The sequence below is a fragment of the Arthrobacter gyeryongensis genome (assembly GCF_039543785.1).
Classification (GTDB): Bacteria; Actinomycetota; Actinomycetes; order Actinomycetales; family Micrococcaceae; genus Arthrobacter; species Arthrobacter gyeryongensis.
In genome coordinates, this window is the sequence record NZ_BAABKK010000012.1 from 136,736 (window position 1) to 150,185 (window position 13,450).

At 64.2% G+C, this 13,450-nt stretch carries 14 protein-coding genes; 9 read left to right on the top strand and 5 right to left on the bottom strand.

The window, feature by feature from the left end; all coding sequences use genetic code 11:
* Nucleotides 1–123 precede the first annotated feature (123 nt).
* From ABEA18_RS10855 to ABEA18_RS10875, 5 genes are all read right to left on the bottom strand, one after another.
* The gene (locus tag ABEA18_RS10855; RefSeq protein ID WP_345449392.1) at nucleotides 124–1,026 is read right to left on the bottom strand and encodes a LysR family transcriptional regulator; all 903 of its coding nucleotides are present in this window, start codon (nucleotides 1,024–1,026) and stop codon (nucleotides 124–126) included.
* Nucleotides 1,027–1,148: 122 nt separating this feature from the next.
* Complete coding sequence (locus tag ABEA18_RS10860; RefSeq protein WP_345449393.1) at nucleotides 1,149–1,571, bottom strand: SDR family NAD(P)-dependent oxidoreductase; 423 nt, start codon at nucleotides 1,569–1,571, stop codon at nucleotides 1,149–1,151.
* Complete coding sequence (locus tag ABEA18_RS10865; protein WP_345449394.1) at nucleotides 1,481–1,729, bottom strand: SDR family NAD(P)-dependent oxidoreductase; 249 nt, start codon at nucleotides 1,727–1,729, stop codon at nucleotides 1,481–1,483. The genes ABEA18_RS10860 and ABEA18_RS10865 overlap by 91 nt, the downstream gene beginning before the upstream one ends.
* A gap of 90 nt (nucleotides 1,730–1,819) precedes the next feature.
* The gene (locus tag ABEA18_RS10870; protein ID WP_345449395.1) at nucleotides 1,820–2,671 is read right to left on the bottom strand and encodes an ABC transporter permease; all 852 of its coding nucleotides are present in this window, start codon (nucleotides 2,669–2,671) and stop codon (nucleotides 1,820–1,822) included.
* Nucleotides 2,672–2,712: 41 nt separating this feature from the next.
* A complete protein-coding gene (locus tag ABEA18_RS10875; protein ID WP_345449396.1) occupies nucleotides 2,713–3,546 on the bottom strand; it encodes an SDR family NAD(P)-dependent oxidoreductase in 834 nt (277 codons plus the stop codon).
* A 347-nt stretch (nucleotides 3,547–3,893) separates the two neighbouring features.
* Here ABEA18_RS10875 and ABEA18_RS10880 point away from each other — a divergent pair, with 347 nt between their 5' ends.
* From ABEA18_RS10880 to ABEA18_RS10920, 9 genes are all read left to right on the top strand, one after another.
* Complete coding sequence (locus ABEA18_RS10880) at nucleotides 3,894–4,778, top strand: ABC transporter ATP-binding protein (protein WP_345449397.1); 885 nt, start codon at nucleotides 3,894–3,896, stop codon at nucleotides 4,776–4,778.
* The gene (locus ABEA18_RS10885; protein WP_345449398.1) at nucleotides 4,771–5,583 is read left to right on the top strand and encodes an alpha/beta fold hydrolase; all 813 of its coding nucleotides are present in this window, start codon (nucleotides 4,771–4,773) and stop codon (nucleotides 5,581–5,583) included. The genes ABEA18_RS10880 and ABEA18_RS10885 overlap by 8 nt, the downstream gene beginning before the upstream one ends.
* A 49-nt stretch (nucleotides 5,584–5,632) precedes the next feature.
* Nucleotides 5,633–7,546: a flavin-containing monooxygenase gene (locus ABEA18_RS10890; RefSeq protein ID WP_345449399.1), complete on the top strand. Its 1,914-nt coding sequence runs from the start codon at nucleotides 5,633–5,635 to the stop codon at nucleotides 7,544–7,546.
* 49 nt (nucleotides 7,547–7,595) lie between these two features.
* On the top strand, nucleotides 7,596–8,456 hold the full coding sequence (locus tag ABEA18_RS10895; RefSeq protein WP_345449400.1) for an alpha/beta fold hydrolase: 861 nt from the start codon (nucleotides 7,596–7,598) through the stop codon (nucleotides 8,454–8,456).
* Complete coding sequence (locus ABEA18_RS10900; protein WP_345449401.1) at nucleotides 8,456–9,166, top strand: SDR family NAD(P)-dependent oxidoreductase; 711 nt, start codon at nucleotides 8,456–8,458, stop codon at nucleotides 9,164–9,166. The genes ABEA18_RS10895 and ABEA18_RS10900 overlap by 1 nt, the downstream gene beginning before the upstream one ends.
* Before the next feature lie 74 nt (nucleotides 9,167–9,240).
* A complete protein-coding gene (locus ABEA18_RS10905) occupies nucleotides 9,241–10,443 on the top strand; it encodes an acyl-CoA dehydrogenase family protein (RefSeq protein WP_345449402.1) in 1,203 nt (400 codons plus the stop codon).
* A 66-nt stretch (nucleotides 10,444–10,509) separates the two neighbouring features.
* Nucleotides 10,510–11,736: an acetyl-CoA C-acyltransferase gene (locus ABEA18_RS10910; protein ID WP_345449404.1), complete on the top strand. Its 1,227-nt coding sequence runs from the start codon at nucleotides 10,510–10,512 to the stop codon at nucleotides 11,734–11,736.
* On the top strand, nucleotides 11,736–12,545 hold the full coding sequence (locus ABEA18_RS10915) for an enoyl-CoA hydratase/isomerase family protein (protein ID WP_345449405.1): 810 nt from the start codon (nucleotides 11,736–11,738) through the stop codon (nucleotides 12,543–12,545). Before ABEA18_RS10910 ends, ABEA18_RS10915 begins: the two co-directional genes overlap by 1 nt.
* Nucleotides 12,542–13,429 carry a 3-hydroxyacyl-CoA dehydrogenase family protein gene (locus ABEA18_RS10920; protein WP_345449406.1) on the top strand — a complete coding sequence of 296 codons (888 nt, stop codon included), beginning with the start codon at nucleotides 12,542–12,544 and terminating at the stop codon, nucleotides 13,427–13,429. Before ABEA18_RS10915 ends, ABEA18_RS10920 begins: the two co-directional genes overlap by 4 nt.
* The last annotated feature ends 21 nt before the right edge of the window (nucleotides 13,430–13,450 follow it).

Consider the following 13,450-nt stretch of genomic DNA (forward strand, 5'->3'; position numbering starts at 1 on the left):
GTACAAAAGCGGGATCAGCGGAAGGGGGCAGGTGTCTGCCGCCGTCGTGGGGGCGCGCAAATGGCCCGCACGACGGCGGCATCACCAACCCGGCGAGGCCACCCTCTGGGGGTGGCCCGGCAGCTAGAAGGTCTTGGCGGCTTCCCGTAGGAGGCGCAGGAACGCTTGGACGGCCGAGGACCTGGCCTCGTCCTTCCTGACGATGGCAGAGGTGCATGCATGCGCCCACTCGAAGGGCAGCGGAACGAGCGAAACACCGTTTCCGCTTACGGTCGAATCGAGAAGCGTGTTTGCCATGCAGATGCCGACGCCGGCGCGCACCATGGCTTGCGATGCCTCCGCGTTGGGCGTGGTGTAGACAATTCTCGCCTCGATGCCCTCGAGCAACCGTTCCCACGCCACACGCAGGATGCTTGATTCCGCGGGGAAGATCAGCGGCTCACCCTCCAGGTCGGACGGTTGGAAGTCGTCCTTCTCGGCGAGCCGATGTCCCTCAGGTACCGCCAGCACCAGTCTGCCTTGGATCAGGTCGATATGGTGCAACAAGGCGTCCTCGGCCGGGGTCAATTCGATGCCGGGCAGGCGCGTCACCAGGCCCACGTCGATTTGGCCACTGAGGACGCCACGGACAACGTGCTTCGACGGGCCCTCGTCGACCTCGAAACGCACGTTGGGGAATTCGGTCAGCAGGCGTTTGACCGTCCGGGGAAGGATCGTCTGGGACGCGGCCGGCACCGTGCCGAGCCGGACTGTCCCCAGTTTCAGCCCACCAATCGCACTGGCTTCGGCGCGCAGCATCTTCTCCGCCTGGACTGCGGCGACGACGTGGGGCATGATCCTATCGGCCGCGTAGGTCGGCCGTACGCCTTTGGCGCCGCGAGTCACCAAGATAACGCCCAAATCCTCTTCGAGCCGCTGCACCTGGTTGGTGATGGTCGGCTGGGAGATATCAAGTTCCTTGGCGGCTTGCCGGAACGAACCGGTCCGAAGCGCTGCCTCCAGGTAGCGCAGCTGCGCAAATCTCATGGTGCCCTTTCCTTGTCTGACACGGCCACAGGCCAATGATGGCCACGTTACTCCGCCCACACTCCCGGCGGGGGAATCCCTCGTCGGTCACAAAGCGCTTCAGACGACAATCCCGCCTGGAATCACCCCGGTAAGGCATCAAGCCCCGTAGAGTCCCTCGACAAGGAACCGCCCTCGACCGGGATGGTTGTACCCGTGATGTATCCGGCTGCCGGAGACAACAGGAACGCGATGGTTGCGGCTATTTCGAATGGTTGGCCGAGCCGCCTGAGCATGGGGCGGGCAGCCAGTGCCTGCGCATCGCTGCTGCTTCGTTCCCTGGCCAGGTATCTGGGTGAAAGGAAGAGCCCGGGCGCCACGGCATTGACGCGGACGCCGCGGGGTCCGTGTTCGGCAGCCATCTGCTTGACCCACACCTGCAAGGCCGCTTTGGCGGGCCCATAGCCGGGAGCGGTCAGCCCGCCGTGCTTGCCGACGACGCGAGGAAGGGCATCCGCAGTGAAGCTGCAACCGCGGCCACCGGTTCCTCGTTGATATCCACGCATAGGACGCGGCCGCCAATCCCAACGATCGTCCTGCAGACGTGCTCACCGATCCCGCCGCCGGCCCCAAGAACCACATAGGAGCTGCCAGCCAGGCTGAACAGCTGAGAGTGGTCCACCCGGTGGGCGGGAATTGCTTGGCCGGAGTCGACGATGTGCATGGCGTCCTTTTGTTATACAGACGCCGGCCAGGGCAGCGTCGCCCCTGCCGGTGTCGCCCTAATATGGATGGTTGCCGGGCCGATGCCTGGCTATCGCGTCCACTTGGTCACAAGCTTCTGCAGGACCGAGATGGAAAGGTCAAGGATCATCGACAAGAAGCCCATCGCGAGCAGGATGGCAAAGGTCTCCGAAACCTGGAAGTTGTTTGTCACCACGACTAGCCGCTGGCCCAGGCCGGTGTACGCGCCGACCATTTCCGAGACCACTGCACCGAGCACCGAGTACACCGCGCCAAGGCGCAGGCCGCCAACGATGGACGGCAGCGCCGAAGGCAGTTCGATCTTGAAGAAGCGCTGCTTCCGCGTCATACCCAGCGACTGAGTCAGTTGCTTGATGTCGTGGTCAATGCCCTGCAAGGCACCCATCGTGCTGGTCATCAGCACGAAGAACACAACGCTGAAGGCGACAAGGGCCTTCGGGCCGAACCCCAGACCGAACCAGAGGATGAAGATCGGCGCCAATGCCGGGCGCGGAAGGCTGTTCATCAAGGTCAGAAAAGGCCTGGCCGCAACATGCAGAACCTCAACGCGGGCGAAGATGACGCCAGCCAGGATACCCAGGGCCGCACCGGCGACCAAGCCGGCCATGGCCCCGCTGAAGGTCGCGGTCACATCAACCCAGAAGGTTCCATCCCCCAGTTGCTTGACAAAGGACGTTCCGACTTCACCGGGGGTCGAAACCAGCGTAGGATCCACGATCCGCTGGCCGGTCGCGAAGGCCCAGCCGAAGACGAAGACGACGAGCGCGCCGATCCGCAGCGCCCAAACGGTCAGCTCCCGCTTGATCTTTGATCGGCGGCGCTCGGCGAGGATCGTGCTGTCGTTGTAGGCCGGCGAGTCTGCGGAGGCGGGCAGAGTTTCCGCCTTGGCGATCGTTCCCATGTCAAACCCTTCCCTTGCTGTCTTGGGTAATGCTGGATGAGTTACGCATTGCGCGGCGCCCGGACGAGCTTTGAGTCCAAAGGCGACGAGGTGTGCGGTCCTCCGGTGACCTGCAGGACCGTTCCGGTGATGAAGCTCGAAGCGTCGGAGCACAGGTACAGGCAAGCGTCGGCAACTTCCTCCGGCAGGCCCACACGGCCCAGGGCCAGGAACTCACCGAAGGACTTCTCTACGTCCGGCGAGGCAAAGCGCGAAGATGGGGTCAAGGTGGCGCCAGGCTCGACGCAGTTGGCGCGCACGCCGCGGTCTGCCCATTCCCAGGACATCGTCTTGGTCAACGAGGCAAGCCCTGCTTTGGCAGCTGCATATGCGCCACGCATCGGGTGGGCGTAGTTCGCCGAACCCGAGCCGACGTTGATGATGTTGCCGCCACCCTGCTTCTCGAAGACCGGGAGGCAAGCGACCGAGGCGTGGAAGGCGCCGGTGAGGTTGGTGCCGATCGTCGCGTTCCAGGCGTTGGCGGACAGGTCTTCGAGGCGTGCTGCGAAGTTGCCGCCAGCGTTGTTGATGAGGACGTCGATGCGGCCGAATTCCTCCAGGGCGGCGCGGACCAGCGCATCGGCGGTCTCGGGTTCCTTGATGTTGCCGGTAACCACGACCGCTTTGCGTCCGAGTTCGCGGATTTGGGCGGCCTTCGCTTCCAGCGCCTCGGCCTTGCGTCCGTGCAGCACCAGATCAGCGCCGGCCTGGGCGAACTTGTCGGCAAGGGCCGAACCGATGCCTCCGGAAGCACCTGTCACGATGACGACCTGGCCCGTGAAATCGAATGTGGTCTGGCCCGACTTTTTGCGGGTGGTGGTGACTGTGCTCGTCATCCGACGTCCTCCTGATTGATGCGCGCCCTGTGTGTGCGGCTGTTCCCACGCACGGCGGGCCCTCGTGGCAATGGTGCGTTTGAGACAGCTTCCGTCCATTCGCGACCGGGAGCAATGTCCTAATCGCTATCGAGGCGATAGCCCCGGATGGGCCGCCTTTTCCTTGACTCTTTTGCCGAGGTGTTCAACGATTCATGGACCAGTGGGTGACGTGCACCACAGGATCAGCCTTCCGGTTTCCTCATGTTCTTGCTGTTCCGGCGTGATCATCCTTGGTGCCGGCTCAGCAACGTCAGCCAAGGAAGACTGCCAACCGGGTCGGCCCCCACATAATGACTGGAGCGATAATGCCCAATACCACCCTCCGCTCGAACGGCGATGGTGAGACTGTCGTGACTGAAACGGCAGCGCAGCCCACCACAGCTAAAGGTGTTTCCGTCGAGTTCGAGAACGTGAACCACAGCTTCCTCCACGGCAACCGGCCGGTGCGGGTCTTGGACAACTTCAACCTGCGAATCGAACCTTCCGAGTTCGTCAGCATTGTGGGCCCGTCCGGCTGCGGCAAGACGACGGCCCTCGGCATGGTGGGCAGCCTCTTGAAGCCTCGCAGCGGGAAAGTCCGCATCGACGGCCACGAGGTGCGACCCGGAAGCAACGACGCGGCCTTCCTGTTCGCCCGTGACGCTCTTCTTCCCTGGCGCCGGGTCCGCAGCAACGTCGAGCTCGGGATGGAAATCCGCGGAGTGCCCAAGGAAGATCGGCGCGAACGTGCCGAGGCCTGGCTCCGCCGCGTCCGTCTGCACGAGTTTGCCGACTCCGATGTTCTGCACCTCTCGCAAGGCATGCGCCAGCGCGTTGCCATCGCACGTACCCTGGTGCAGAACCCGAAGGTCCTGTTGATGGATGAGCCGTTCGCGGCCCTTGACGCACAGACCCGCGCGATCCAGCAGGAGGAGTTCACCCAGCTCTGGGAAGCGGAACGGCCCACGGTCATATTTGTAACCCACGACCTCGAAGAAGCAATCCTGCTCAGCGACCGCGTTATCCTGATGGCCAGCCGGCCCGGCCGCATGGTGGTGGATATGAAGATCGAGCTCGAGCGGCCGCGACGCCAGGAGATGCGTAGGGACTCTGATCTGTTCAAATCCTATTTCCACGACATGTCCGACCGCCTTCGGAGCGAAGTCGAACTCGCCGAACAGCGTATCAGGGAGGAGAACCAGATTGGCTGAGGCCCTGCAAAAGCTTGCCGGCACCGATGGAACCACTCTGGCCTATCGCCAGTACGGCGAAGGTCCGCGCCTGATCACCTGCCTGCACTCGTTGGCGCTGGACGGGTCCTGGTACGCACCCTTGGCTGAGGCGCTCGGCAAAGAGTACCGACTGCTCGCTCTGGACTTCCGCGGACATGGCAGCAGCACGCACGGAGATTACGCCCCCACCCTAGGACTCGTTGCCCAGGACATCGCCGCGATGTGGGACGCCGAAAACGTCGAGAGCTCGGTCATCCTGGGCATCTCGCTGGGCGGCATGGTTGCCCAGGCCGTCACTGGCAGTTTTCCGGACCGCGTGGACGCACAGATCCTGATGGCAACCCGGGGAGCGTACGACGACGCAGCGACCCGCGGAACCCTGGCACGAGCAGCCGAGGTCCGGTCCCCGAACGGGCTCGAACGGGCCGAGGAAATGACGATGCACCGCTGGTTCGGCGACAAGTCGCAAAACGCGGCCGACCCCCTGGTCCGGCAGGCCCGCGCGCAGTTCCTCAGGGCAGGCGGCAGCACCATCGCCGAATATTTCGAGGCCATGACCCAGGTAGGCGCCTTTCATACGGACTCACCGCCACCAACCCTCGTCGTCGGCGGCAAGAACGACCGGAGCACCCCCCGTGCGGCCATCGAACAACTCGCTGCTTCGATCGCAGGTGCCGAACTCCGCTTTGCGAAAGGCGGACACCTCGTGGCCTTCGAAAACCCGCAGGAGGTCGCCGCAACGGTGCGGCCATTCCTTGACAGCCTTGATTGCTGGACACGCTGACGGCCGACGAGCCCGCTGCTCCCTTATATAACTGCCTTACGGAGAAGAAATGAACAAGACCCTGGATCGCAATTCGACGCAGGTCACCGAAGAAGAACTCGCCGCCCACCTCGAGTCTGCCCAGGTGCCGGCCTTGGTCATGCTCACGGCCCACGTCACTGGCGACAGCTCGGTGTTGCGCGATGAATGGCGGCCGAACCTGAAGACGCTTCCGCTCAGCGGCCTGGATCCGGCAACCGAGGCGGAAGCCCGCGCTTGTTGCTTCGAACTGCTCGCTCCCTTCCTCGCCACCCAGGACGAATGGGCAGCTGTCCCTGACCAGTCGCTGCGGCGAACGCTTTCCACGTGGTTGATGGGCGGCGAAAACGAAGATGCCCAGGCCATGGCTCCGGTCGCATTCACCCCCAACAACGTGGACCCGCGCCAGCCCACGTGGATGCTCCAGGACATCGCCCCGGACACTCAACTCAACGCCGTGGTGATCGGTGCAGGGTTCTCCGGCCTATTGGCCGGCCTGCGGCTGAAGCAGGCGGGTGTTCCGTTCAAGATCATTGAGAAGAGCCTGGACGTCGGCGGCACCTGGTGGGAAAACACGTACCCCGACTGCCGCACCGATGTCCGGAGCCACATCTACACCTATTCCTTTGTCCAGCACGACTGGGAAACCCACTATGGCCGCCAGGACAAGATCCACGGCTACTTGCACCAGTTCGCAGCCGATAACGGCCTGCTTGAGCATGTTGTCTTCGGCACCGAGGTCACGGCCACCCGCTGGGACGAGGAAACGGGAACCTGGACCCTTGAAACCAAGACCGCTGCAGGCGTCGTGGAACCCATCGAATCCAACATTGTCGTCAGCGCCGTGGGTCAGCTCAATCGGCCCTCGATCCCCAACCTTCCGGGCCTGGATGCCTTCAAAGGCCCCGTAGTTCACTCGGCCCAGTGGGACCACGGTGTCGACTTCAGCGGCAAGCGCGTCGTCGTCATTGGCACGGGCGCCAGCGCCCTGCAATTCGCACCCGCCGTGGCGAAAGTCGCCGAGAAGGTCACCATTTTCCAGCGCAGCGCCCCGTGGCTACGTCCCACCCCGATGCTGCGCCAGGAGATCGAATACGGTGAACGCTGGCTTCTGAGCAACCTGAACCAGTACCGCGCGTACTACCGCTTCTCCATCTTCTTGCCCCGGCTCATCGGCAACCTGCCGGCCGCTACCGTTGACCCAGACTTCCCGCCTACCGAGGTCTCGGTCTCCGCCGCCAACGAGGCACTGCGCCAAGAGCTGACCGCATACTTGGAAGCGCAGGCAGGGGACGACGAGGAACTGCGCAAGCAGATTACCCCCGACTACCCGCCGGCCGCCAAGCGGGTCATCTGCGACGACGGCACGTGGGTGAAGACGCTCAAGCGGGACAACGTCCGATTGATCAGCCAGGGAGTGAACCGCATCGACTCCGACGGCGTGTGGCTTGGCGACGAGCACATCCCGGCCGACATCATTTTGCTCGGCACCGGCTTCAAGGCGTCCGACTTCCTGTTGCCCATGTCCGTGGCAGGCGTCGGGGGCAAGGACTTGCACGAGACCTGGGGCATCGACGCGAGCGCCTACCTGGGCGTGACGCTGCCTGGCTACCCGAACTTCTTCTGCATGTACGGGCCCAACACCAACACGGTTGTTCACGGGAACCTGGTGTTCTTCCTCGAATGCCAGGCCAACTACATGATCGATGCCGTGAAGACGCTGGCAGTCGGCGGCCACCGTGCCATGTCCGTGCGCGCTGACGTGTTTGCCAAATACGACAAAGAGATCACCGAAGCCAGCGCCAAGCGCACCTGGGGCTGGTCCAAGACCCACAGCTGGTACATGAACGCCGAGGGCCGCTCCACCATCATGTGGCCGCTGCCGGCCCGCGAATACTTTGAACGCACCAGCCATGTGCGTACGGAAGACTACGACCTCGACTGACCAGCTCCCTGCTTACATACCATCCCAAACCACATCCCCGGAGACTCCCTTGCTCACCGAGACATCATTGATCACTGAGACGACGACGATCGTCGCCAATCTGGAAACCCGGTACTTCTCCGGAGGCCCCGAGGACGGCGTTCCCGTTGTATTCCTGCACGACGGCGCCTGGGGCGGCAGCTCGGACGTGACCTGGAGCCACATCCTTCCCCTGGCCGCGGCGAAATTCCGCGTCATCGCCCCCGACTTCCTCGGTTACGGTGGATCGGCCAAGTCGATCCGGGTGGACGTCTCACCGTTCGCCTTCCGCATCCGCCACATCTTCGCCCTATTGGACCAGCTCGGCATCACCGGGCCCGTGCACCTCGTCGGAAACTCCTTTGGCGGTTCGGTTGCCCTGCGGGCACTTGCAGATGAGGCATATCGCGGGCGGATCGCCTCGGTCACCACCATCAACGGCACCGGCGGCCCGTGGAAAGCACCGGGCATGGCCAGAATCGGCGACTTCGATGGCACCAGGGCCCGTCTCGAAGAGATCGTGGACATCCTGTGCGACGAATCCGCCGGCACGGTAGACCAGCTCGAGGCCCGCATGCACTGGGCAACGGCGCCCGGGCACTTCACTGCGATGCGGGCACCACACATGCCGGTACCGGAGGCTCTCAAGGTTGAGCGGCCGGCCGACCCGTACCCCGTACCCCTTCAGGGCGTGGCAACCCCAGTTTTCCTCGTGGAGTGCACCGGGGACACGCTGCTGGAAAGCGGCTGGTCCAAAAACCTTCAGGTTGTGCTTTCCAACGCCCGAGCCGAGTTGTTGCCGTACAAACATTGCCCGAATATCACCCACCCACAGGAGACCTGGAACCTGATTATCGGATTCCTTGAGTCCACTATTGAAGGCGGCAAGTGATGACGGACAACAGCAATCGCCCGGCTTTGGTCCTCAGCGGAGGCTCATCCGGCATCGGCGAAGCCTTAGCCAAAGATCTGAGGAACGACTGGGAGGTCACATCTGTCTCCCGGTCCCTGCCCAGCAACCCGCTTGACGGGGTGAACTACGTGGCCGGCGATGTTGCCGGTGACGCCCCGGCCGCCGTGCGCGAGTCCCTCGCGGCGCAGGGCCGCACGAGCATCCACTCGCTGGTCCACTGCGCAGGCGTCGGTGTCTTCGGCCCGTTCATGGACATGCCCAAGGCCGAGTGGGAACGTGCGCTCATCCTTAATCTGCACGGAACGCTGAACTTCATCCAGGGTGTCGCCGACTTGGTGGAGGATGGCGGCCGGATCGTGCTGTTCTCCTCCGGAACCGTGTTCAAGGCGCCCGCCGGCGCGGCAGCCTACGCTGCGTCCAAGGCCGGTATCATCGGTTTCTCGCGCAGCCTCGCCGCGGAGATGGGTGCCCACAACATCACGGTCAACGTAATCGCCCCAGGACTGGTCATGACGCCGCTGGCCACCCAACTTGCCGGTGGCGAGGCCAAGAACATCGAGACTAGGGCCATCAAACGGGCGTCAGTGGTCGAGGACTATGTTGGCCCTACCCGTTTCTTCCTCTCCCCGGGCGCCGGGTTCGTGACCGGGCAAACGCTGGTGGTCGACGGCGGCTCGATCCGCCGCTGACCTCCAAGGTCCACACCACAGCCCGACCGGCACCGGCGCAGACCGGCTCAGTACTGCATTTGAAAGGTTCACAGATGAGCACAACGGCCGACCGTCAAACAGCAACCTCCGACTACTTCCAACTGGATGATGACCTCAGCCCGGAGGAGATCGGCATCCGGGACAAGGTCCGGGCGTTCGCCGAGGATCAAGTTCTGCCTGTCATCAACGAGTACTGGGAGAAGGCAGAGTTCCCCGCCATGCTGCTGCCTCCGCTGGCTAAGTTGGGCATCACCGGCACTATCATCCAGGGCTATGGCTGCCCGGGCATGAGCCGCAAAGCCGCCGGCATGGTGGCCCGTGAGATGGCCCGCGCGGACGGCAGCCTGAACACTTTCCTTGGTGTGCACTCCAATCTCTGCATGGGAGCACTGAATATCCTCGGCAGCGAACAGCAAAAGGAACGCTGGCTTCCTGCCCTGGCACGGATTGAAAAAACAGGAGCCTTCGCGTTGACCGAACCGGACCACGGCTCGGACTCCGTCGCGCTGGAAACCCATGCCCGCCGCGACGGGGACCAGTGGGTGATCAACGGGCACAAGCGGTGGATCGGCAACGGACATGTCGCGGACGTTATTGTCCTATTCGCTCGCAACACCGAGGACGGGAACGTCAACGCGTTCGTTGTCGAAAAGAACGACGACGGCCGCTACCCGGCGGGCTACTCCCCCACCGTGATCACCGGCAAGGTGGGCAAGCGGGCCATCCTGCAGGCCGACATCGTCATCGAGGAAATGCGCCTGCCCGCGGCCACCAGGCTGGAAGGTTGCCACTCCTTCCGCGACGTGTCCCGGGTCCTGCAGGCGACCCGTGGCGGGGCTGCCTGGGAAGCCGTCGGCCATGCCATGGCAGTTTTCGAGATTGCCGCCGAGTATGCCCAGACCCGCCACCAGTTCGGCAAGCCGATCGGGTCCTACCAACTGGTTCAATCCCGGCTGGCGAACATGCTCAGCGAGCTGACCACCATGCAGCTGCTGTGCACGCGGATGGTCGAACTCGCCGACCGCGGCCAGCTCACCAATGCCCAGGCGTCCATGGTCAAAATGGCCACCGCCCAAAAAGGCAAGTGGATCTGCAACGAGGCACGCGACCTGCTGGGCGGCAACGGCCTGCTCCTGGAGAACCACGTCATCCGCCACATGACCGACATGGAAGTCGTCTCCACCTATGAGGGAACCGACTCCATGCAGGCGCTCATCGTGGGCCGCGACATAACCGGCATCTCCGCCTTCAACTGAGCTTCCCGCTCCCTTACCGCGGATCGACAGACCTACACGGACACGAACTTAAGGAATGAAAAAGATATGGCTGAGGCCTTCCTGATTGGTGGCGCCCGCACGCCCGTGGGCCGCTACGGCGGCTCCCTCTCGTCGATGCGCCCTGACGACCTTGCGGCACTCACCGTGCGCGCCGCCGTCGAACGCGCCGGTATTGACCCGGCCGTTGTGGATGAGGTGATCCTCGGCAACGCCAACGGCGCCGGTGAGGAGAACCGCAACGTGGCCCGCATGGCCTGGCTCCTGAACGGCTACCCGGACAGCGTCCCGGGCATCACCGTCAACCGCCTCTGCGCCTCCGGTCTGTCCGCCATCATCATGGCCTCCCACATGGTCAAGGCCGGCGCCGCGGACATCGTGGTGGCGGGCGGTGTGGAGTCGATGAGCCGCGCCCCCTGGGTCATGGAAAAACCTGACAAGGCCTTTGCCAAGCCCGGAGCCGTCTTCGACACGTCCATCGGCTGGCGCTTCACCAACCCGGCGTTCCTCTCCGGGCAGCACTCCCGCGACGGCAAGGCCGCGTTCTCCATGCCGGAGACCGCAGAAGAAGTGGCGCGGGTTTACGGCACGTCGCGTGACGACTGTGACGCCTTTGCCGTCCGTTCCCATGAACGGGCGCTGGCGGCCATCACCGCCGGCCGGTTCGCCGACGAGATCGTGCCCGTGAGCATCACCGGACGCATGGGCGCCATCACTCTCGTGGACACCGACGAGGGACCCCGCCCCGAAACCACAATGGACGTCCTCGCCGGACTCAGGCCCGTGGTCAGAGGCGGCTCCGTGGTCACTGCCGGCAATGCCTCAACCCTCAACGACGGATCGTCCGCCATCATCGTCGCCTCCGAGGCCGCTGTGCGGAAATACGGGTTGACGCCGCGGGCGAGGATCCTCGAGGGCAGCTCCGCGGGAGTGGCGCCTGAAGTGATGGGCATAGGTCCCGTCCCCGCTACCCGCAAGGTGCTGGATCGCGCCGGGCTCTCGGTCAGTGACCTGGGCGCCGTCGAACTCAACGAGGCCTTCGCTTCCCAATCGCTCGCCGTCATGCGCGAACTCAAGCTGGAAGAGGACATCGTGAATTCCGACGGCGGCGCTATCGCCCTCGGCCATCCGCTCGGGTCTTCCGGGTCCCGGCTCGTCGTCACCCTGCTCGGGCGCATGGAACGCGAACTCACGCGCAACGCCCGCAAGCTCGGCCTCGCGACCATGTGCGTCGGCGTCGGCCAGGGAACAGCCCTGCTCATCGAGGGTGTCTGATGACGGCGGTGGTGAACGACGCCGGGACGTCGCTGGACGCATCGTCCTTCACGGCGCTGCTGATTGAGGAACGCGGGGACCGTTTGGCGGTCCGGCTGCACAGGCCGGAGGTGCGTAATGCAATTGATCAAGCCATTGTCGACGAGCTGCATGCAGTCTGTGCGCACCTTGAACGGACACCCAAAGTCTTGATTCTCTCCGGCACTCCCGGTGAGCCAGCCTCGGGAACAAAGGCCATTTTTGCCTCCGGTGCGGACATCGCCCAGTTGCGCGGACGTCGTCAGGATGACGCCTTGGCCGGGATCAACTCCGGCGTCTTTGACCGGATCGCGAAGCTTCCCATGCCCGTTATCGCGGCACTGGACGGCTTCGCGCTCGGTGGCGGAGCGGAACTGGCCTACGCGGCCGATTTCCGCATCGGCACGCCGGGCCTGCGGATGGGCAACCCGGAAACCGGACTGGGCATCATGGCCGCCGCCGGGGCAACATGGCGACTGCGTGAGCTCGTCGGGGAACCCTTGGCCAAGGAAATCCTCCTCGGGGGGCGCACCCTGACGGGCCAGGAATGCCTCAGCGCCGGTCTGATCACGGAACTCGTTGAACCCGGGCACCTTCTGGATGCCGCCCACGCCCTGGCCGACCGCGTTGCTCGGCAGGACACCCTCGCCGTGCGCCTGACAAAAACCGTCTTTCACTCGCCGCGGGAGGTCCATCCACTCATCGACAACCTGGCACAAGGGATCCTCTTCGAATCCGCGGCCAAATTCGACCGCATGCAGCAGTTCTTGGACAGGAAGAAGCAGTCATGACCAACACCATCGAAGCGCCCTTCGACACGCCTTCCGGGCTCCTGCCCGCCACAGTCGGGGTACTGGGCGGAGGCCGCATGGGTGCCGGCATCGCCCATGCCTTCCTTCTCAACGGTTCGAAAGTGACCGTCGTCGAGCGCGACGACGACTCCGCCCGCGGCGCCCAGAAGCGCGTCGCCGCTTCGGTCGCCGCGTCGTTTGACCGCGGCGTCGCATCAGGGGACCGCAATGAGGTCCTGAAGAGGTTCGAAACGAGTACCGACTACGCCGCCTTCGCCTCCTGCGACCTCGTCGTCGAGGCAGTTCCCGAGGACGCAAAGCTGAAAGCGACCGCACTCAGCGCCGTAGCGGAACACGTTTCCCCGCACGCCTATCTGGCAACCAATACGTCGTCCCTGTCGGTCAGCAGGCTCGCCGAGGCGCTGCCCAGGCCTGAGTCGTTCCTGGGCCTGCACTTCTTCAACCCCGTCCCCGCCTCGACGCTCATCGAGGTGGTCGTTGGTGAAAAGACCACCGAAGAGACGGTCGCTGCCGCGAGGCGCTGGGTGTCCGGACTCGGCAAGACCGCCGTCGTGGTCAAGGACGCACCCGGCTTCGCCTCCTCCCGCCTGGGCGTCGTCATCGCACTGGAGGCGATGCGCATGCTCGAGGAAGGCGTCGCATCTGCCGAGGACATCGACAACGCCATGGTTTTGGGCTACAAACACCCCACCGGCCCCCTGAAGACAACGGACATTGTGGGGCTTGATGTGCGCCTCCGCATCGCCGAGTACCTTCACTCAACCTTGGGTGACCGCTTCTCACCGCCGCAAATCCTGCGCGACCTGGTTGCTGCCGGGCACCTCGGACGCAAGACCGGCAAGGGCTTCTACAACTGGAGCTGATGCCGCGGCGGGGCCTCGGCG